Annotated in this window: 16 protein-coding genes; 8 read left to right on the forward strand and 8 right to left on the reverse strand. The window is 70.9% G+C overall.

All coding sequences use genetic code 11. The features are described from left to right. Positions 1-329 precede the first annotated feature (329 nt). The gene (locus OCT49_RS09690) at positions 330-1,028 is read left to right on the forward strand and encodes a GVDTG sorting domain-containing protein (RefSeq protein ID WP_283851481.1); all 699 of its coding nucleotides are present in this window, start codon (positions 330-332) and stop codon (positions 1,026-1,028) included. A gap of 101 nt (positions 1,029-1,129) precedes the next feature. Continuing rightward, positions 1,130-1,753 (forward strand): class F sortase, encoded by a 624-nt coding sequence (locus tag OCT49_RS09695; RefSeq protein ID WP_283851482.1) that lies wholly within the window; start codon positions 1,130-1,132, stop codon positions 1,751-1,753. A 132-nt stretch (positions 1,754-1,885) separates the two neighbouring features. Here the strand turns inward: OCT49_RS09695 and OCT49_RS09700 are convergent, their stop codons facing one another. Further along, entirely contained in the window at positions 1,886-2,674 is a 789-nt protein-coding gene (locus OCT49_RS09700; RefSeq protein ID WP_283851483.1) for a sulfite exporter TauE/SafE family protein, read from the reverse strand. Between the two features lie 293 nt (positions 2,675-2,967). On the opposite strand from OCT49_RS09700, the gene OCT49_RS09705 reads away from it, so the two are divergent. Beyond that, complete coding sequence (locus OCT49_RS09705) at positions 2,968-3,897, forward strand: oxidoreductase (protein WP_283851484.1); 930 nt, start codon at positions 2,968-2,970, stop codon at positions 3,895-3,897. Between the two features lie 20 nt (positions 3,898-3,917). On the opposite strand, the gene OCT49_RS09710 is transcribed toward OCT49_RS09705, so the two are convergent. The 4 genes from OCT49_RS09710 to dusB all read right to left on the reverse strand — a co-directional run bounded on the left by OCT49_RS09710 (position 3,918) and on the right by dusB (position 10,860). Next, complete coding sequence (locus OCT49_RS09710; RefSeq protein WP_283851485.1) at positions 3,918-4,328, reverse strand: VOC family protein; 411 nt, start codon at positions 4,326-4,328, stop codon at positions 3,918-3,920. A gap of 271 nt (positions 4,329-4,599) precedes the next feature. Next, on the reverse strand, positions 4,600-5,580 hold the full coding sequence (locus OCT49_RS09715; protein WP_283851486.1) for an ArsR/SmtB family transcription factor: 981 nt from the start codon (positions 5,578-5,580) through the stop codon (positions 4,600-4,602). Positions 5,581-6,106: 526 nt separating this feature from the next. Continuing rightward, positions 6,107-8,845, reverse strand: a complete 2,739-nt coding sequence (gene ppdK / locus OCT49_RS09720; protein ID WP_283851487.1) for a pyruvate, phosphate dikinase — start codon at positions 8,843-8,845, stop codon at positions 6,107-6,109. Positions 8,846-9,684: 839 nt separating this feature from the next. Further along, positions 9,685-10,860 (reverse strand): tRNA dihydrouridine synthase DusB, encoded by a 1,176-nt coding sequence (dusB, locus tag OCT49_RS09725; protein ID WP_283851488.1) that lies wholly within the window; start codon positions 10,858-10,860, stop codon positions 9,685-9,687. 70 nt (positions 10,861-10,930) lie between these two features. On the opposite strand from dusB, the gene OCT49_RS09730 reads away from it, so the two are divergent. Beyond that, a complete protein-coding gene (locus OCT49_RS09730) occupies positions 10,931-12,412 on the forward strand; it encodes an MFS transporter (RefSeq protein ID WP_283851489.1) in 1,482 nt (493 codons plus the stop codon). Between the two features lie 116 nt (positions 12,413-12,528). Here OCT49_RS09730 and OCT49_RS09735 read toward each other — a convergent pair whose 3' ends face one another. Then, a complete protein-coding gene (locus OCT49_RS09735) occupies positions 12,529-12,786 on the reverse strand; it encodes a DUF6243 family protein (RefSeq protein ID WP_283851490.1) in 258 nt (85 codons plus the stop codon). Between the two features lie 308 nt (positions 12,787-13,094). Next, positions 13,095-14,477, reverse strand: coding sequence for a glycine--tRNA ligase (locus OCT49_RS09740; protein WP_283851491.1), 1,383 nt, complete (start codon positions 14,475-14,477; stop codon positions 13,095-13,097). 220 nt (positions 14,478-14,697) lie between these two features. Between OCT49_RS09740 and OCT49_RS09745 the strand changes: the two genes are divergently transcribed. The 4 genes from OCT49_RS09745 to OCT49_RS09760 are packed head-to-tail and all read left to right on the forward strand — an operon-like array spanning position 14,698 to position 17,913. Next, the gene (locus OCT49_RS09745) at positions 14,698-15,681 is read left to right on the forward strand and encodes a metal ABC transporter substrate-binding protein (RefSeq protein ID WP_283851492.1); all 984 of its coding nucleotides are present in this window, start codon (positions 14,698-14,700) and stop codon (positions 15,679-15,681) included. Positions 15,682-15,719: 38 nt separating this feature from the next. Next, entirely contained in the window at positions 15,720-16,502 is a 783-nt protein-coding gene (locus OCT49_RS09750; RefSeq protein WP_283851493.1) for a metal ABC transporter ATP-binding protein, read from the forward strand. Between the two features lie 2 nt (positions 16,503-16,504). Next, a complete protein-coding gene (locus OCT49_RS09755; RefSeq protein ID WP_283851494.1) occupies positions 16,505-17,419 on the forward strand; it encodes a metal ABC transporter permease in 915 nt (304 codons plus the stop codon). Positions 17,420-17,478: 59 nt separating this feature from the next. Beyond that, positions 17,479-17,913 (forward strand): Fur family transcriptional regulator, encoded by a 435-nt coding sequence (locus OCT49_RS09760; RefSeq protein ID WP_148835023.1) that lies wholly within the window; start codon positions 17,479-17,481, stop codon positions 17,911-17,913. 55 nt (positions 17,914-17,968) lie between these two features. Here OCT49_RS09760 and OCT49_RS09765 read toward each other — a convergent pair whose 3' ends face one another. After that, on the reverse strand, positions 17,969-18,790 hold the full coding sequence (locus OCT49_RS09765; RefSeq protein ID WP_283851495.1) for an isoprenyl transferase: 822 nt from the start codon (positions 18,788-18,790) through the stop codon (positions 17,969-17,971). Positions 18,791-18,813 lie beyond the last annotated feature (23 nt).

The raw sequence follows: 18,813 nt of genomic DNA on the forward strand, positions 1-18,813 counted from the left end.
GGTCCCGATGGGGGCGGCGGCCGGGGGCGGCCCTGCTGCACCGTCCCGTGGGGGGTGTCAGACGTGTGCCCGCCTCCCGCACCCTCATGCATGTGATGTACATCACTCCCCTTGGGGGGATCGTCACCCGATCGGCGCCGGGCGGCACAAACCCCCTCCCACCACCGTCGATTACCGCCATGACCTGCACGATCACGTTCTGGCAAGGCTGCCGCGCCGGTCCGATCGGGTGAAAGCTGACTTGGTGTCAGCAGGCATGGACGGCGACCCGCCCGTTAGCTCGGAGCCAGGACCCACCGACTCGCCCCCATCGCCGGAGGAACCCCACCATGCGTCCTGTCCGCCCAGTGACCGGTACCGCCGCCTCGGCGGTCGCCATAGCCGCGCTCGGCCTCTTCGCCGCCGGTCCGACCGCGTACGCAGGTGACACCGAGGCGCTGCGGACCGGCTCGACGAGCGCCCTGTCCCGGACCGCCGAAGAGCCGGTGACCCGGCCCGCCGAGGAGGGGGGCGCGGACGGGGCGGTCGCCGGGCCGGGCACGGACGCCCAGTTCGGGCTCGACGCGCTCTCCGGGCTCGACGCACCCTCGCTGCTCGACTCCGCGGGCGGCTTCGACGCCTTCTCCGGGCTCGGTCTGCCGGGGGTGCACGACAACGCCTCCGGGGACGAGGAGAGCGCGGGAGGCCGCGACGAGAAGACGGAGAAGGAAGACAAGGAAGACAAAGAAGACAAGGAAGGCAAGGGAGATAAAGCGGACGAGGAGTCGGGCGGGCACGACAGCTCCTCGTCGTCCGGCCGTGAGAGCTGGGGGCCTTCCGACGAGGAGGACCCGGCGAAGCCCGACGGCTCCTCGTCCAGCCACTGGTCCCCGACCGGCCCGACCGGGCACGTCAAAACAGGAGTCGGCGGCAGCGTCCGGTCCGACACCACCCAGATCGCGGCGGGCGCCGGCGTTCTCGCCGTGACCGCCGTCGGCGGAGCCTGGCTCCTGCGTCGCCGGGCGAGCGGCACGCAGGGAGCCGGCTGACGGAGACGGATTCACGTCCCCGTACCGCCCCATGTTCCGTCCCGGTGGCCCCGTGCCGCCGGGGCGGGACCTTTCCCGTTTCCGTCACCCGGAGGACGACCGTGTCCCAGAAGGCCAAGGGCTGGCTGCTGGTCATCGCCGCGCTGGTCGGTGTCTGGCTGATCCGGAACGGCTCCGGCACCCAGTTGGTGCCGCCCGGGCCGACCCCCGCCCAGGGCTTCGCGGGCGGGCCGGAGCTCCAGCCGGGTTCGCCGCTCGCCCAGCCGCTGCGCCCCTCGGAGCCCGTGCGCCTGCGCATCCCGAGCATCCGGGTCGACGCCCCGGTGATGCGCCTCGGGCTCGGCGCCGACGGCAGCCTCGACGTGCCGCCGGCCGGGAACCGCAACGTCGTCGGCTGGTACCGCGACGGCACTCCCCCGGGCTCCCTGGGCAGCGCGATCGTCGCCGGTCACGTCGACAACGCGCAGGGGAGGTCGGTCTTCTACGACCTGGGCGCCCTGCAGAAGGGCAGCACGGTCGAGGTGGTCCGCAAGGACGGCCGCACCGCCGTCTTCTCGCTCGACGCGATCGAGGTCTACGAGAACGACGACTTCCCCGACAAGCGGGTGTACGGCGCCGCGCCCTACGCCTCGCTGCGGATGATCACCTGCGGCGGAGGCTTCTCGGAGGAGACGGGGTACGAGGGCAACGTGGTCGCGTACGCGCATCTGACCGCCGTGCGCTGAGCACCGTCGCCCGAAGTCCGTCCGGCGGTCCGCGGCAGGGAGGCGGTGCGGAACCGGTCCGGTGGTTCACAGCCGGGCGCCCGTCCGGAGCCGGTCCGGTGGTTTACGGACGGGCGCCCGCCCGGTGGACCCTCAGCCCGCCCACTGGTCGAACGCCAGCTTCGCGACCAGCGAGAACACCACGACCAGCAGCACGCCGCGGACGAAGCCGCTGCCCCTGCTGAGCGCCATCCGCGCCCCGACGAGCCCGCCCGCCAGGTTGAACACCGCCATCAGCGCCGCCAGTTGCCACAGCACGCTGCCCTGGTACGCGAACATCGCCAGCGCGCCCGCGTTGGTGCAGACGTTGACGATCTTGGCGGTGGCGGACGCGTTCACCAGGTCGAGGTGGAGCACCGCGGTCAGCGCCAGCACCAGGAAGGTGCCCGTGCCCGGCCCGAACAGTCCGTCGTAGAAGCCGATCCCGCCGCCGACCAGCACGATGGCGGCGACGGTACGGCCCCGGCCGGCCTCGCGCCGCGCGTCGTCGTCCGCGGTCCTGCCGAACGAGGGCCGCAGCAGCACGAACGCCGCGACGGCCAGCAGCACCACCATGATCACGGGGCGGAGCACGTCGCTGCTGATCCCGGCGGCGAAGAACGCCCCGGCCATCGACCCGGCCAGGGCCGCGAGCCCGATCCGCAGGGCCGTCCCGACCTTGACCGGCGCCTTGCGCACGTACGTCACGGCGGCGCCCGACGTGCCGACGATGGCGACCGCCTTGTTCGTGCCCAGCACCTGCGCGGCGGGCACCTGGGGCAGGCCCAGGAGCAGCGCGGGCAGCAGGAGCAGCCCGCCGCCGCCCACCACCGCGTCGATCCAGCCGGCCGCGGCGGCGGCGAGGCAGAGGACGATCAGAGCGGTGAGCGTTATGTCGGGCATGAGCGCGACCTTATGGACGCGATACGTGCCCCGTCCAACCACTTCGGCCGCACAGCGGGAAAGTTGAGCAGGTTCTGAGGTTCCCGGACTTGCGCCCCGCCGTCCGCCCGGCGCACCCCCGCCCGCGCCGTCCACCCGGCGCACCCCCGCCCGCGCCGTCCGCCCGGCGCACCACCCACCCGGCGCGTCGCACGCGCCGCACGCCCGTCCGTCCCGTTCCGCGCGGTCGCCACCGGTCGCGAGCCCCGGACCGCACCGGTCCGGCCGGGCCCCCGCCACCGTACGCTTGGGCCATGAGGAAGGGCTGGAACGCGAGCGACATCCCGGACCAGAGCGGTCGCACGGCCGTGGTCACCGGAGCCAACAGCGGGCTCGGCCTGTGCACCGCGCGGGAGCTGGCCCGGTGCGGCGCGCGGGTGCTGCTCGCCTGCCGCGACGAGGCGCGCGGCAAGGCGGCCGAATCACGCATCCGGACAGCCGTGACCGGCGCGGACGTGGAGTTCGTACCGCTCGACCTGGCCGATCTGGCCTCCGTGCGCGAGTTCGCCGCGAAGCGCGTGCCCGAGCGGATCGACCTGCTGATCAACAACGCGGGCGTGATGGCCCTCCCGTACGGGAAGACGGCCGACGGCTTCGAGCGGCAGTTCGGCGTCAACCACCTCGGGCACTTCGCCCTGACCGGACTGCTGCTGCCGAGGCTTCTCGACACGCCCGGGGCGCGGGTGGTGAGCGTCTCCAGCGGGCTGCACGCCCTGTCGAACATCGACATGGGGGACCTCAACAGCGAGCGGAACTACCGCCGTTGGATCGCCTACGCCCGTTCGAAGACGGCCAATCTGCTCTTCGTGCACGAGCTGGCCCGGCGGCTCGCGAGGGCCGGATCGGGCCTGGTGGCCGCCGCCGCGCACCCGGGATACGCGTCGACCAACCTGCAGACCGCCGCCGCCCGGATGGAGAACCGCAGGGCGGTGGAGCGGGTGTTCGGGTTCGGCAACCGGCTCATCGCCCAGCCCGCGTCCATGGGTGCGCTGCCCACGCTGTACGCGGCCACCGCGCCCGGCGCGTCCCCCGATTCGTTCACCGGGCCGGGTCTGCTGGGCTGGCGCGGTGCGCCGGCCCCGTCACGGCGGGCGGGCTGGACGCTGGACGACGTGGCGAGCGAGCGGCTCTGGGTGGCGTCCGAGCAGCTCACGGGGGTGACGTATCCGGGTCTCTCCTCCTGAGACCCGGTCCCCCGTCGGCCTCAGCCCTGGGCCTCGACGGCGGCCGGGTCCATCCACATGACCTCCCAGATGTGGTGGTTCGGGTCCTGGAAGGAACGGCCGTACATGTGGCCGTAGTCCATCGTCTCGTTGGCGGGCGAGCCGCCGGAGGCGAGGGCGGTGTCGACCAGCCGGTCCACCTCCTCGCGGCTCTCGGCGCTCAGGGCGAGGATCACCTCGGCGGACTTCGAGGAGTCGGCGATCTCCTTCTCGGTGAACTCCTTGAAGCGCGGCTCGGAGAGGAGCATCGCGAAGATGGTGTCGCTGATGACGAGGCACGCGGTGCGCTCGTCGCTGAACTGCGGGTTGCACGAGAAGCCCAGCTTGCCGAAGAAGGACTTGGTCGCTTCGAGGTCCTTGACCGGCAGGTTGACGAAGATCATCCGAGACATGGCCGCTTCGCTCTCTGTTGTTGCCCGGAACACTGTTGTTCGAGCGTGTACGACAGGTAGACGGCCGGGCTTCCCGGAACTCATCGCCGTCGGCGAAGAAAATCCGCAGAAGTTTTTTCGCCACGGGCCGACGGGTCCGACCGGGGCCCGGCCGCAGGGCCACGGGTTCGGCTCCGACCGCGAGGCCACGGACCGGGCCGTACGACCACAGGGCCACGGCCCCCGTTCCAGCCGCGAGGCCCCGTTCCCGCCGCGGGCCCGGCCGTGCGGCTCAGGACATGGCGAGCGGGGCGCCGCCCCGGAGCAGTGATCCGCCCAGCGGGGTCAGCGTGTGCAGGACCGAGCCGCCGTGCCGCATGGTGTGGATCAAGCCCGCCTCGCGCAGCACACAGGCGTGCTGGCTCGCCGAGGCGAGGGAGACTCCGGCGCGCAGGGCCAGCTCGCTGGTCGTGCAGCCGTTGCCGATGGCGTTCAGGACGGTGGAGCGGGTGTTTCCGAGGAGCCTGCCGAGCCAGGGGCCGGGCTCGGGCTCGGCGAAGACGGGGGCCCGGGAGTGGGTGACGGGGTAGACGAGGACCGGTGGGAGCCGCGGGTCGCGGTAGACGACCGGGGTGACGCGGCAGAAGTAGGAGGGCTGGAGCAGCAGCCCCCGCCCGTCCAGCCGGATCTCCCGGTCCACCGGGTAGTCCGCCTCCAGCACGGGCGCCCGCCAGCGGATCATGGGCGGCAGGGAGGCGAGCAGTTCGTGCGCGCCGCCGTCCAGGAGCGCGCGGCCGCGTATGGCGCGGTCGGCCTCGACGCTGGCCCGGATGTGCGGCCAGTACGGCTCGATCGCGGCGCGGTGGTAGCCGCGCAGGGCGCGGACGAGCCGGGCGAGCTCCCCGTCGTCACCGCCCGGCCAGCGGGCCGCGTCGCGGCGTTCGGCGGATAACAGGGCGAGCTCGGCGCGGACCCGGGCGGGCGGCGTGCCGCGCAGGGCCTCCATTCCGGCGTCGATGCCGTAGGGCTCACTGCCTTCCTGAGAAGGCGTCAGGAAATCCGGGAAATAGCCGCGGGGTGGAATCATGGCGGCCAGCAGGCGTACTTCACCACTCAGCCGGGGCCGGGTTTCCGTGCGCCATTTCCCGAACACCGCGGAACCGCGACGGTCCCGCAACCGGTGAAAACTCAGAATGGTTTCCCACAGGGCGTCCGGCCGGGTGGCCATCCGCACCTTGGAAAGGTCCACTCCGGACATATGGATACGCAGCACCGGGCCCCCACTTGTTGCACCTGCAATTACCCCCCACCCAAGGGTATGCGACCCGTAACAGCACGTCACCACGGGGTTTCGGCCACAGGTGAAACGCCTCGCCCCCGGGGCATGTCACCCGAAAAGCTGTACGACGTCGGGTGCGTATCCGGAGCCACCGGAAGAGCGAGTGAAGGCCGTGGGGGGTTTTGCTCGTTCGGCGGCGGTGCGCGACGGTGCGGCTCCGTACCCGGCGGGGGTAACCCCGGGGCGGTCCATGGGTGGGGATCCATGGACCGCGTCCCGGCCCCTTCCCGCCCATGTCTTTGCGCATTGAACGAATCAGTGATTGAACGAGCCGACGATTGAACGAACCCCGGGAATGGACGGGGAAAAGGCCGACCGCCGAACAGGCATTGCCCCGGGACAAAGCGAGGCGGCGACACCCCCGCACAGGGTGTCGCCGCCTCCGGGGTTCCGGAGCCGCCGCCGGGCCGGTGAGGGCGGCGTTCCGGCGGGGCTCCGGGTCAGGGACCGCGGTGTCGGGTCAGCGGCTGTCGCTGCCCTGCGATTCCGCCGCCGCCCGGCCCGCCTCGAGGCGGGCGACGGGGATGCGGAACGGGGAGCAGGACACGTAGTCCAGACCCGCCTCGTGGAAGAAGTGCACCGACTCCGGGTCGCCGCCGTGCTCGCCGCAGACCCCGAGCTTCAGGTCCGGGCGGGTGGCCCGGCCGGCCGCGACGGCGCTGCGGACCAGCGAGCCGACGCCGTCCTTGTCGATGGTCTCGAACGGCGACACCCCGAAGATGCCCTTCTCCAGGTACGCGGTGAAGAACGAGGCCTCCACGTCGTCGCGGGAGAAGCCCCACACCGTCTGGGTCAGGTCGTTCGTGCCGAAGGAGAAGAACTGCGCGGCCTCGGCGATCTGACCGGCGGTCAGCGCGGCGCGCGGCAGCTCGATCATCGTGCCGATGGTGAGCTTCAGCCGGGTGCCGGTGGCGGCCTCGACCTCGGCGATGACCTGGTCGGCCTCCTCGCGGACGATCTCCAGCTCCTGGACCGTGCCGACGAGCGGGATCATGATCTCGGCGCGCGGGTCGCCCTTGGCGTTCTTCCGCTCGGCCGCGGCCTCGGCGATCGCCCGCACCTGCATGGCGAACAGGCCGGGGATGACGAGGCCGAGGCGCACGCCGCGCAGGCCCAGCATGGGGTTCTGCTCGTGCAGCTTGTGCACGGCCTGGAGCAGGCGCAGGTCGTTCTCGTTGGCGTCCTTGCGGGACTCGGCGAGCGCGACGCGCACCGACAGCTCCGTGATGTCCGGCAGGAACTCGTGCAGCGGCGGGTCGAGCAGCCGCACGGTGACGGGCAGCCCGTCCATCGCCTCGAACAGCTCGATGAAGTCGGCCTTCTGGAGCGGGAGCAGCTCGTCCAGCGCCGCCTCGCGCTCGACGTCGGTGTCCGCGAGGATCAGCTTCTCGACCAACTCGCGGCGCTCGCCGAGGAACATGTGCTCGGTGCGGCACAGGCCGATGCCCTGGGCGCCGAAGCGACGGGCCCGCAGCGCGTCCTCGGCGTTGTCGGCGTTGGCCCGCACCCGCAGCCGGCGCACCCGGTCCGCGTACGCCATGATCCGGTGCACGGCGGCGACCAGCTCGTCGGCGTCGTCGGCGCCCGCGTGCATCCGGCCCTCGAAGTACTCGACGACCGGGGACGGCACGACGGGGACCTCACCGAGGTACACCTTGCCGGTGGAGCCGTCGATGGAGACGACGTCGCCCTCCTCGATGACCCGGCCGCCCACCGTCATCCGGCGGCGCTTGGTGTCGACCTCCAGGTCCTCGGCGCCGCAGACACAGGTCTTGCCCATGCCGCGCGCCACGACGGCGGCGTGCGAGGTCTTGCCGCCGCGCGAGGTCAGGATGCCCTCGGCCGCGATCATGCCGTCGAGGTCGTCGGGGTTGGTCTCGCGGCGGATCAGGATGACCTTCTCGCCGGAGCGGGACCACTTGACCGCGGTGTACGAGTCGAAGACGGCCTTGCCGACGGCGGCGCCCGGCGAGGCGGCGATGCCCCGGCCCAGCAGCTCCGTTTTCGCGTCCTCGTCGAAGCGCGGGAACATCAGCTGCGCCAGCTGCGCCCCGTTGACCCGCTGGAGCGCCTCGGCCTCGTCGATCAGGCCCTGGTCGACGAGCTGGGTGGCGATCCGGAAGGCGGCACCGGCGGTGCGCTTGCCGACCCGGGTCTGGAGCATCCACAGCCGACCGCGCTCGATGGTGAACTCGATGTCGCACAGGTCCTTGTAGTGCGTCTCGAGGGTTTCCATGATCTGCATCAGCTGGTCGTACGACTTCTTGTCGATCGACTCCAGCTCGGCGAGCGGCATGGTGTTGCGGATGCCGGCGACGACGTCCTCGCCCTGCGCGTTCTGCAGGTAGTCGCCGTAGACGCCCTGGTGGCCGCTGGCCGGGTCACGGGTGAAGGCGACACCGGTGCCGGAGTCGGGGCCGAGGTTGCCGAAGACCATCGAGCAGACGTTGACGGCGGTGCCGAGGTCGCCGGGGATGCGCTCCTGGCGGCGGTAGAGCTTGGCCCGGTCGGTGTTCCACGAGTCGAAGACCGCCTTTATGGCCAGGTCCATCTGCTCGCGCGGGTCCTGCGGGAAGTCGCGCCCGGCGTCCCGCGTCACGATCTTCTTGAACTGCTCGACCAGCTTCTTGAGGTCGGCCGCGTCCAGGTCGACGTCGACCGTGACGCCCTTGGCCTCCTTCGCCGCCTCCAGCGCCTCCTCGAAGAGCTCGCCGTCGACGCCGAGGACGGTCTTGCCGAACATCTGGATGAGCCGGCGGTAGGAGTCCCAGGCGAACCGCTCGTCACCGGCCTGCGTGGCGAGACCGGCCACGGACTCGTCCGAGAGGCCGATGTTGAGGACCGTGTCCATCATGCCGGGCATCGAGAACTTGGCGCCGGAGCGGACCGAGACCAGCAGCGGGTCGTCGGCCTGGCCGAGCCTCTTGCCCATCCGCGTCTCGAGGGCGTCGAGGTGCGCGCTGACCTCGTCGCGCAGCTCCGCCGGCTCCACGCCGCTCTCCAGGTAGACCTTGCAGGCCTCGGTGGTGATGGTGAAGCCCGGAGGGACGGGGAGACCGAGGTTGGTCATCTCGGCGAGGTTCGCGCCCTTGCCGCCGAGGAGATCCTTCAGATCCTTGTTGCCCTCGGTGAAGTCGTAGACGAACTTCTGGCCCTGGGTCTCCGGGATGGTTACCTGGGGATCTTTGTTTTCCGACACGGGTCTCGACTCCTCGAAGACGCGGTGGCTGCCCTGACGGCGAGGAACATACCCAGATCGAAGGTGTCTGGGTACGTCCACTTGCGCGTCATGAGGTCTCAACCACCCGTCCGCCAGCAGATCGAAAGTGACGCGATCTTCCTCCTGATCGGCGACATGCATTCAACTCTTGAATGCATGAACGCGTGACGTCACCGATCTCCCGCATATTGATCACTGTACGCAGTGGAAGCGTCGATCGATCAAAGTGAGACCTCCTGGCACCCAGTGCCATCATTTGAGAAATGCAGCTCTCAAAATTGCGCTCATCTGAGCAATGAAGCCCTCAGGGTGGCGAGAATCACTCTACGGGCGATGCTCAGATGTCACCATCCGGACGCCTGATCGACAGGCGGAGGTCACGCAACGATCACCAGAAATGAGCCGAGCGTGAGGGATTCCAGGGTGCGATGCTCATTCCCGACGGGTTCGGGCCACGTTCGGACCGAACCATCGCCGAATCCAGCCGAATTAAGCGCTCAGATGAGCGGGGCAAAAGAAGAGGCACGCGGTGCCCAGGGCGCCGCGTGCCCAGAGGGGCCGGAGAAGGCCCGGAGGGAGCTCGGAGAAGGTCCGGAGAAGGAGGCCCGGAGAAGGCCCGGAGAAGGCCCGGAGAAGGTCCGGAGGAAGAGGCTCGGGAGACGTTGCCGCACACTGCCTCCCGGCCCGGTCTCGGCCGGTCCCGACCAGCCTCAGTCGGGGCCCGGCCGATCTCAGCCGATCCCAGCCGGGACCGGCCGTCTCCCAGCCGTCTCCCGGCCGTCCTCAGCCTCGACTGAGCCTCAGCCGCCCCAGGAGCCTCAGCCGCCCGAGGTGTCCAGTTCCGCGTCCGGGCTGACGCCCGCGCAGTCGTACGGGTCCTTCAGCCAGCCGTCCGGCAGCACCACGCGGTTGTTGCCCGAGGTGCGCCCGCGCGGCCCGTCCGCGCCGTCCGGCCACGGCTGGTCCAGGTCCAGCTCCGCGAGCTGCCCGGCCAGCTCCTCCAGCGAGGAGGTGACCGCGAGCTTCTTGCGCATCTCGGAGCCGACCGAGAAGCCCTTGAGGTACCAGGCCACGTGCTTGCGGAAGTCGATCACGCCCCGCGCCTCGTCGCCGATCCACTCGCCCAGCAGCGTCGCGTGCCGCACCATGACGTCGGCGACCTCGCGCAGCCCCGGTGCCGCGCCGGTACGGGGCGCGTCCGGGCCGGACGCCGCCCCCGGGCCCTCGAAGGCGTTCACCAGGTCGCCGAAGAGCCAGGGCCGGCCCAGGCAGCCGCGCCCCACGACCACGCCGTCACAACCGGTCTCGCGCATCATCCGCAGCGCGTCGTCCGCGCACCAGATGTCGCCGTTCCCGAGGACGGGAATCTCCGGGACGTGCTCCTTGAGGCGGGCGATGGCGTCCCAGTCGGCGGTCCCGCCGTAGTGCTGGGCGGCCGTCCTGCCGTGCAGGGCGACGGCCGTGACGCCCTCCTCGACCGCGATCCGGCCCGCGTCCAGGTAGGTGGTGTGGTCGTCGTCGATGCCCTTGCGCATCTTGATGGTGACCGGCAGGTCGCCCGCGTTGGAGACCGCCTGGTTGAGGATCGCGCGCAGCAGCGGCCGCTTGTACGGGAGGGCCGAGCCGCCGCCCTTGCGGGTCACCTTGGGGACCGGGCAGCCGAAGTTCAGGTCGATGTGGTCGGCGAGGTCCTCGTCGACGATCATCCGGACGGCCTTGCCGACGGTGACCGGATCCACTCCGTACAGCTGGATCGAACGCGGGGTCTCGCTCGCGTCGAAGTGGATGAGCTGCATGGTCTTCTCGTTGCGTTCGACCAGCGCCCGCGTGGTGATCATCTCGCTGACGAACAGCCCCTTGCCGCCGGAGAACTCCCGGCACAGGGTGCGGAAGGGGGCGTTGGTGATGCCGGCCATGGGGGCCAGCACCACGGGCGGCTGCACCGTGTGCGGGCCGATCCGGAGCTGCGGGAGCGAGGGGGCGAGCGTGGTCATTGCTCCATTGTCGCGTACCGGGCGACGCGTCCCACCGGCGGAGTTCGTTAGTTAAACGTACTATCCATGTATGCCTGAGTTGAGCCCCCGCCGACGGCAGTTGGTACTGGCGATCTGCTGCATGAGCCTGCTGATCGTCAGCCTCGACAACACCGTGCTCAATGTCGCCCTGCCCGCCATGCAGAAGGAGCTGCACGCCACCGTCGCGGGCATGCAGTGGACGATCGACGCCTACACCCTCGTCCTGGCCTCGCTGCTGATGCTCGCGGGCTCCACCGCCGACCGGATCGGGCGCCGGAAGGTCTTCCGGGCCGGGCTCGTCCTGTTCACCCTGGGTTCGCTGCTCTGCTCGCTGGCGCCGAACCTGGAGTCGCTGGTGGCGTTCCGGATGGTGCAGGCGGTGGGCGGCTCGATGCTCAACCCCGTCGCGATGTCGATCATCACCAACACCTTCACCGACCCGCGCGAGCGGGCCCGGGCCATCGGGGTGTGGGGCGGTGTCGTCGGCATCTCCATGGCCGCGGGGCCGCTGGTCGGCGGTCTGCTGGTGGACTCGGTCGGCTGGCGGTCAATCTTCTGGGTCAATCTGCCGGTCGGGATCGTCGCGTTCCTGCTCACCTGGCGCTACGTCCCGGAGTCCCGCGCCCCGCGTCCGCGCCGCCCCGACCCGGTGGGGCAGCTGCTGGTGATCGGACTGCTCGGCTCGCTGACGTACGCGATCATCGAGGCGCCCTCGGCGGGCTGGACCTCGGCCCGCATCCTGGTCTTCGCCGCGCTCGCCGCGGGCTCGCTCGCCGGACTGCTGCTGTACGAGCCCCGGCGCGCCGAACCCCTCATCGACCTGCGGTTCTTCCACAGCGTCCCGTTCAGCGGCGCCACCGCCATCGCGGTCTGCTCGTTCGCCGCGCTGAGCGGGTTCCTCTTCCTCAACACCCTGTACCTGCAGAACGTGCGCGGGCTGAGCGCCCTGCACGCCGGTCTGTACATGCTGCCGATGGCGGCCCTCACCTTCGTCTGCGCGCCGCTCTCGGGGCGGCTCGTCGGCAGCCGCGGGCCCCGGCTGCCGCTGCTCGTGGCGGGCGTGGCCATGACGGCGTCCGGGGTGCTGTTCGCCGTGCTCGACGCGGAGACGGACGACGCCCTGCTGTTCACCGGCTTCGTGCTGTTCGGGCTCGGCTTCGGCATGGTGAACGCGCCGATCACCAACACCGCCGTCTCCGGGATGCCGCGAGCACAGGCCGGGGTGGCGGCCGCGGTCGCCTCGACCAGCCGGCAGATCGGCGGGACGCTCGGGGTCGCCGTGATCGGCGCGGTGCTGGCGGCGGGGGTGGCGGGCACCGGGTCGCCGCGCGGCGCCGCGTACGCCACCGCCTTCACGGCCGCGAGCGGGCCCGCCTGGTGGATCATCAGCGGATGCGGGCTGTGCGTGCTGCTGGTGGGGGCGCTGACCAGCGGGCCCCGGGCGCTGGAGACGGCCCGCCGGACCGCGGAGCGGCTGGAACCGAAGTCCTCCCCGGCCGGGGACCGGACCGCGGCGGACTCCAGGTCCTGAGAGTCCGCCGGGTGGCGTGAACCCGGAACGTCGGGCAAGCGGAACGCCGCGCAAAGGGCGTGGGCCCGGATCATCAAGTGATCCGGGCCCACGGTCGTACGGGTGGTGCGGAGGCGTCAGCCCCGGTCCGCCGGGTCCTGTCCGGCGGCGTCCGGCTGCGCGGAGGCGTCCGCGGTGTCCGGCTGCGCCTCCGGCGACGCGGGGGCCGTGCCCGACTGGGCGCGTTCACGCATCCTGCGCAGCAGCTCCTGCTTCTGGTCGGCCGCCGCCTTGCGGTCGGTGAGGCGGGCGGAGCCCACGCCCTGCTGGTCGGCGCGGGACAGCTTCTTGCGCTGTCCGCCCACGCCGAGGAGGTTGTTGCGGCTCTTGGCCACGGTGTTCTCCCGTTCATGGTGCGAAGTGAGGTCTGGGGCGACCTGGGTTCAGTCCGGTGGGCGGCGGGTGGTCGGACCCGCCGCGCTCTCACTCGTAGATCTGGAAGAACGAAGACATGGCGGCACCGTACCCCGGCCCGCTCCGTCGTCGCACCCGTTTTTCGCCCGGTCGGACGCAGGCTCGGACGCGGGTGCGGGCGTGAGCCCAGGCACGGACGTGAGCCCAGGCGCGGAGGCGGGTGCGGGCGCGCCGAAGCCCCGGCTCCGCGCGGGAACCGGGGCTTCGTACGTGGTGCGTGTGCGGTGGATCAGCAGCCGATGAGGCGGGCGGCGAGGTACGCCTGGATCTGGTCCAGGGAGACGCGCTCCTGCTTCATGGTGTCGCGCTCGCGCACGGTCACCGCGTTGTCGTCGAGGGTGTCGAAGTCGACGGTGACGCAGAACGGGGTGCCGATCTCGTCCTGACGGCGGTAGCGGCGGCCGATGGCGCCCGCGTCGTCGAACTCGATGTTCCAGTTCTTCCGCAGGTCGGCCGCGAGGCCCTTGGCCTTCGGCGACAGCTGCTGGTTGCGCGACAGCGGCAGGACGGCGACCTTGACCGGCGCCAGGCGCGGGTCGAGACGCATCACGGTGCGCTTCTCCATGACGCCCTTGGCGTTGGGCGCCTCGTCCTCGATGTAGGCGTCGAGGAGGAAGGCGAGCATCGCGCGCCCGACACCGGCCGCCGGCTCGATGACGTAGGGGGTCCAGCGCTCGCCGGCCTCCTGGTCGAAGTAGAGCAGGTCGGTGCCCGATGCCTCGGAGTGCGCCTTGAGGTCGTAGTCCGTGCGGTTGGCGACGCCCTCCAGCTCACCCCACTCGCTGCCGCCGAAGCGGAAGCGGTACTCGATGTCGGCGGTGCGCTTGGAGTAGTGGGAGAGCTTCTCCTTCGGGTGCTCGTACCAGCGCATGTTCTCCTCGCGCATGCCGAGGTCCGTGTACCAGTTCCAGCGCTGGTCCATCCAGTACTGCTGCCACTCCTCGTCCTCGCCCGGCTTGACGAAGAACTCCATCTCCATCTGCTCGAACTCGCGGGTGCGGAAGATGAAGTTGCCCGGCGTGATCTCGTTGCGGAAGGACTTGCCCATCTGGGCGATGCCGAACGGCGGCTTCTTGCGTGCGGTCTGCAGGACCTGGCCGAAGTTGGTGAAGATGCCCTGCGCGGTCTCGGGACGCAGGTAGGCGACCGAGCCGGAGTCCTGGGTGGGGCCGAGGTGGGTGGAGAGCAGGCCCGAGAACTGCTTGGGCTCGGTGAAGGTGCCCTTGTTGCCGCAGTTGGGGCAGTTGAGCTCGGTCAGGCCGTTGGCGGGCGCGTGACCGTGCTTCTCCTCGTACGCCTCCTCCAGGTGGTCGGCGCGGAAGCGCTTGTGGCAGGAGGTGCACTCGGTCAGCGGGTCGGTGAACGTGGCGACGTGGCCGGAGGCGACCCAGACCTCGGGGGCCAGGATGACCGACGAGTCGATGCCGACCACGTCCTCGCGCGCGGTGACCATGTAGCGCCACCACTGGCGCTTGAGGTTCTCCTTCATCTCGACGCCCAGCGGCCCGTAGTCCCAGGCGGCCCGCTGGCCTCCGTAGATCTCGCTGCAGGGGTAGACGAAGCCACGGCGCTTGCTCAGGCTGACGATGGAGTCGATCTTGTCGGCGGCCACGGTGCTCTCTTCATTACGACGACGAAAACGGACAAGGGTGACGCGAAGCGCCTCGGTGGGGGGTGGTGTTCGGGAGGCGGTGGGCGAATACCTCAGATTACCGGCGGGCCCGCCCCTCCGATCAAATCGGTACCGGCACGGCCGGTCACCACGTCCGGTCACATGGTCATCTCATCGGGCTTGTTGACAATCGTTTCCAGTTTTGTTGAAAATGACTGTCATGAACGTAAGCCGCCTCATACCCACCGCCGCCGTCGCCGGAGCGGTCGTCCTCGGGCTCACGGCCCTCACCGCCTGCTCCTCCTCGGACGCCGCGGACCGCAAGAACGGCGACAAACTGGACGTGGTGGCCTCGTTCTACCCGATGCAGTTCCTGGCCGAGCGCATAGGCGGCGACCACGTCTCCGTCACCACGCTGACCAAGCCGGGCGTCGAACCGCACGACCTGGAGCTCAGCCCGCGGCAGATCGGCGGACTCACCGACGCCGACTACATCCTGTACCTCAAGGGCATCCAGCCCGCCGTGGACGACGCCATCGAGCAGGCCGGGGCGAAGGACGCCGTCGACGCAGCGAAGCTCACCACGCCGGAGAAGCACGGCACCGGGGCCGACGCCGACGGTCACGACCACGAGCACGGCGCCGAGGGCGACGACCACGGTCACGAACACGGCGACGAACACGGGGGCGATCCCCACATCTGGCTGGACCCGGTGAAGTACGCCGAGGTCGCCGAGGGCGTCGGCAAGTCCCTGGAGAAGGCCGACCCGGACCACGCCGCGGACTACCGCAAGAACACCCGGGCCCTGGTCACCGAGCTCGACGGCCTGGACAAGGCGTTCGAGGACGGGCTGCGGAACACCGCCACCAAGACCTTCATCACCACCCACTCCGCCTTCGGCCACCTCGCCGAGCGCTACGGCCTCGTCCAGGAGGGCATCGCCGGCGTCGACCCCGAGGCCGAGCCCAGCCCCGCCCGGATCGACGAGATCCACACCATCGCGAAGAAGGACAAGGCCACCACCGTGTTCTTCGAGACGCTCGCCAGCGACCGGACCGCGAAGACCCTCGCCCGGGACACCGGCCTGAGGACCGACGTCCTGGACCCGCTCGAAGGAATCACGGACAAGTCCGCGGGCGACGACTACACCGAGGTCATGCGGGCCAACCTCGCGGCCCTGCAGAAGGCGCTCGGCGCGAAGTGACCCCCCTAACTCCCGCCACAGCAGCATCGGAGGCGTCCATGCCCGAGCCCGGAAGCACCACGTCCGACCCCGTGATAGCCCTGCGGGGCGCCACGGCCACGCTCGGCGCGCGCCCGGTGCTGCGCGGCATCGACCTGACCGTCCGCCGCGGCGAGGTCGTCGCCCTGCTCGGCGCCAACGGCTCGGGCAAGTCGACCGCCGTGCGCTCCGCCATCGGCCAGGTCCCGCTCACCGGCGGCTCCGTCGAACTGTTCGGCACCCCGCTGCGCCGCTTCCGCTCCTGGGCGCGCGTGGGCTACGTGCCCCAGCGCACCACGGCGGCCGGCGGCGTCCCCGCCACGATCCACGAGGTCGTCTCCTCCGGGCGGCTGTCCCGGGCGCGGCTGGGCCTGCTCCGCAAGGCGGACCGGGCCGCCGTCGACCGGGCCATCGAGCTCGTCGGCCTCGCCGACCGGGCCAGGGACTCGGTGGGCGCGCTCTCCGGCGGACAGCACCAGCGGGTGCTGATCGCCCGTGCGCTGGCCGCCGAGCCGGAGCTGCTGATCATGGACGAGCCGATGGCCGGCGTCGACCTGGCCAGCCAGGAGATCCTCGCCTCGACCCTGCGCGAACAGGTCGCGGCCGGCGCCACGGTCCTGCTCGTCCTGCACGAGCTGGGCCCGCTGGAGCCGCTGATCGACCGCGCGGTCGTGCTGCGCGACGGCTGCGTGATGCACGACGGGCCGCCCCCGAAGGCGCTGGGCCAGCACGCCCTGCCCGGCCACGACCACGTACACCCCCACGCGGCCTCCGAGCCCGTCCGGACGGGACTGCTGAGCTGATCATGGAATTCCTCGACCCTCCCTTCATGCAGCGGGCCCTGCTCGCCGCCGTACTGGTCGGCGTCATCGCCCCCTCCGTCGGCGTCTACCTCGTCCAGCGCCGCCAGGCCCTGATGGGCGACGGTATCGGGCACATCGCGATGACCGGTGTCGGCCTCGGCTTCCTGCTCTCCACCAGCCCGGTGTGGATGGCCACGGCCGTCGCCGTCGCGGGCGCCGTGGTGATGGAGCTGATCCGCTGGTACGGGCGCACCCGCGGCGACATCGCGCTGGCCATGCTGTTCTACGGCGGCATGGCGGGCGGCGTGCTGCTGATCAACCTCTCCGACACCGGCTCCAACGCCAACCTCACCTCGTACCTCTTCGGCTCCCTGGCCACCGTCTCCCCCGAGGACATCACCGCGATCTGCCTGCTGGCCGCCTTCGTGCTGCTGGTGACGCTGGGGCTGCGGCGGCAGCTGTTCGCGGTCAGCCAGGACGAGGAGTTCGCCCGGGTCACCGGGCTTCCGGTGCGCGCGCTGAACCTGCTGATCGCCGTCACCGCTGCGGTGACCGTCACCGTGGCGATGCGGGTCGTCGGGCTGCTGCTGGTCAGCGCGCTGATGGTGGTGCCGGTCGCGGCCGCCCAGCAGATCTCCCGGTCCTTCAAGGTGACGTTCGTGCTGTCGGTCGCCATCGGTACGGCGGTGACCCTGGCCGGCACCGTGACCTCGTACTACCAGGACGTCCCGCCCGGCGCGACGATCGTGCTGCTGGCCATCGCGGTCTTCGTCGCCCTGACGGCGCTCGCGACCCCGCTGGCCAGGAGGCGCGCCCGTCTCGGCGACGCGGCGGCGCGGGAGTGCACCCTGGAGGTGTCGGCCGCGGAGGCACCGGGGTCCCGGCCCGCCACGGACGATCTCCGGGTCGGGCCCTGAGTCCCTGACGGGCTGGCACAATGGCCCGACACAGGTACGGGCGACACGAGGAGGCTGCTGTGGCGACGGCGCCGATCAGTGGAACGAACGCGGCCCCGGTACGTGGCCGGTCCACCCGGCAGCGGGCGGCGGTGGCGGCGGCGCTCGACGAGGTGGACGAGTTCCGCAGCGCCCAGGAGCTGCACGACGTGCTCAAGCACCGCGGCGACTCCGTCGGGCTGACCACCGTCTACCGCACGCTCCAGTCCCTCGCCGACGCGGGCGAGGTGGACGTGCTGCGCACCACGGACGGCGAGTCCGTGTACCGCCGCTGCTCGACCGGGGACCACCACCACCATCTGGTGTGCCGGATGTGCGGCAAGGCCGTGGAGGTCGAGGGTCCCGCCGTGGAGCAGTGGGCGGAGACGATCGCCTCCCAGCACGGGTACGTGAACGTCGCGCACACCGTGGAGATCTTCGGTACGTGCGCGGAGTGCGCGGCCACGAAGGAGTGACGGCGCGGACACCGCCGAGGAGCCCGGGGCGGCATGCCCCGGGCTCCTTCGCGTTTCACCCCGCGGGCTGCTGCGACGTCTCCACCGCGCCGCCGAAGCGGCGGTCGCGCCGGGCGTACTCCAGGCAGGCCCGCCACAGGTCGCGGCGGTCGAAGTCCGGCCAGAGCACGTCCTGGAAGACCATCTCGGCGTAGGCACTCTGCCAGATCAGGTAGTTGGAGGTGCGCTGCTCGCCGCTGGGGCGGACGAAGAGGTCGACGTCCGGCATGTCCGGGTAGTAGATGTACTTCGCGAAGGTCTTCTCGTTGACCTTGGACGGGTCCAGCTTCCCGGCCGCGACGTCCCGCGCGATGCGCTGCGCGGCGTCGGCGATCTCGGCCCGGCCGCCGTAGTTGACGCAGAAGTACAGCGTCATCCTGTCGTTGTCCCTGGTCTGCTCCTGGGCCACCTGGAGCTCCTGGACGACGGACTTCCACAGCTTGGGCATGCGGCCCACCCAGCGGATGCGGATGCCCAGCTCGTCCATCTCGTCGCGGCGGCGGCGGATGACGTCCCGGTTGAAGTTCATCAGGAACTTCACCTCTTCCGGGGACCGCTTCCAGTTCTCGGTGGAGAACGCGTACAGCGAGAGGTTCTTGACCCCCATCTCGATGCAGCCCTTGAGGACGTCCATGACGACGCCCTCGCCGACCTTGTGGCCCTCGGTGCGCGGGAGGCCGCGCTCCTTGGCCCAGCGTCCGTTGCCGTCCATCACGACGGCGACGTGCCTGGGCACCAGCTCGCCGGGGATCTTCGGGGGCGTGGCACCGGACGGGTGCGGCTCCGGGGTCTTGTAGTCGCGCCGGTTACGGCCGCCGAGCATCCCGCGTACTGCCATGAAACTGTCTCGCTCCCTGTGCC

This window comes from Streptomyces sp. ML-6, assembly GCF_030116705.1.
Classification (GTDB): Bacteria; Actinomycetota; Actinomycetes; order Streptomycetales; family Streptomycetaceae; genus Streptomyces.

Bases quoted from the DNA above. Each gene is read 5' to 3' on its own strand.
- OCT49_RS09710 (WP_283851485.1), bottom strand. From the start codon at position 4,328: ATGTCTCGGATGATCTTCGTCAACCTGCCGGTCAAGGACCTCGAAGCG.
- OCT49_RS09690 (WP_283851481.1), top strand. From the start codon at position 330: ATGCGTCCTGTCCGCCCAGTGACCGGTACCGCCGCCTCGGCGGTCGCC.
- OCT49_RS09745 (WP_283851492.1), top strand. From the start codon at position 14,698: ATGAACGTAAGCCGCCTCATACCCACCGCCGCCGTCGCCGGAGCGGTC.
- OCT49_RS09705 (WP_283851484.1), top strand. From the start codon at position 2,968: ATGAGGAAGGGCTGGAACGCGAGCGACATCCCGGACCAGAGCGGTCGC.
- dusB (WP_283851488.1), bottom strand. From the start codon at position 10,860: ATGACCACGCTCGCCCCCTCGCTCCCGCAGCTCCGGATCGGCCCGCAC.
- OCT49_RS09730 (WP_283851489.1), top strand. From the start codon at position 10,931: ATGCCTGAGTTGAGCCCCCGCCGACGGCAGTTGGTACTGGCGATCTGC.
- OCT49_RS09765 (WP_283851495.1), bottom strand. From the start codon at position 18,790: ATGGCAGTACGCGGGATGCTCGGCGGCCGTAACCGGCGCGACTACAAG.
- OCT49_RS09755 (WP_283851494.1), top strand. From the start codon at position 16,505: ATGGAATTCCTCGACCCTCCCTTCATGCAGCGGGCCCTGCTCGCCGCC.
- OCT49_RS09750 (WP_283851493.1), top strand. From the start codon at position 15,720: ATGCCCGAGCCCGGAAGCACCACGTCCGACCCCGTGATAGCCCTGCGG.
- OCT49_RS09700 (WP_283851483.1), bottom strand. From the start codon at position 2,674: ATGCCCGACATAACGCTCACCGCTCTGATCGTCCTCTGCCTCGCCGCC.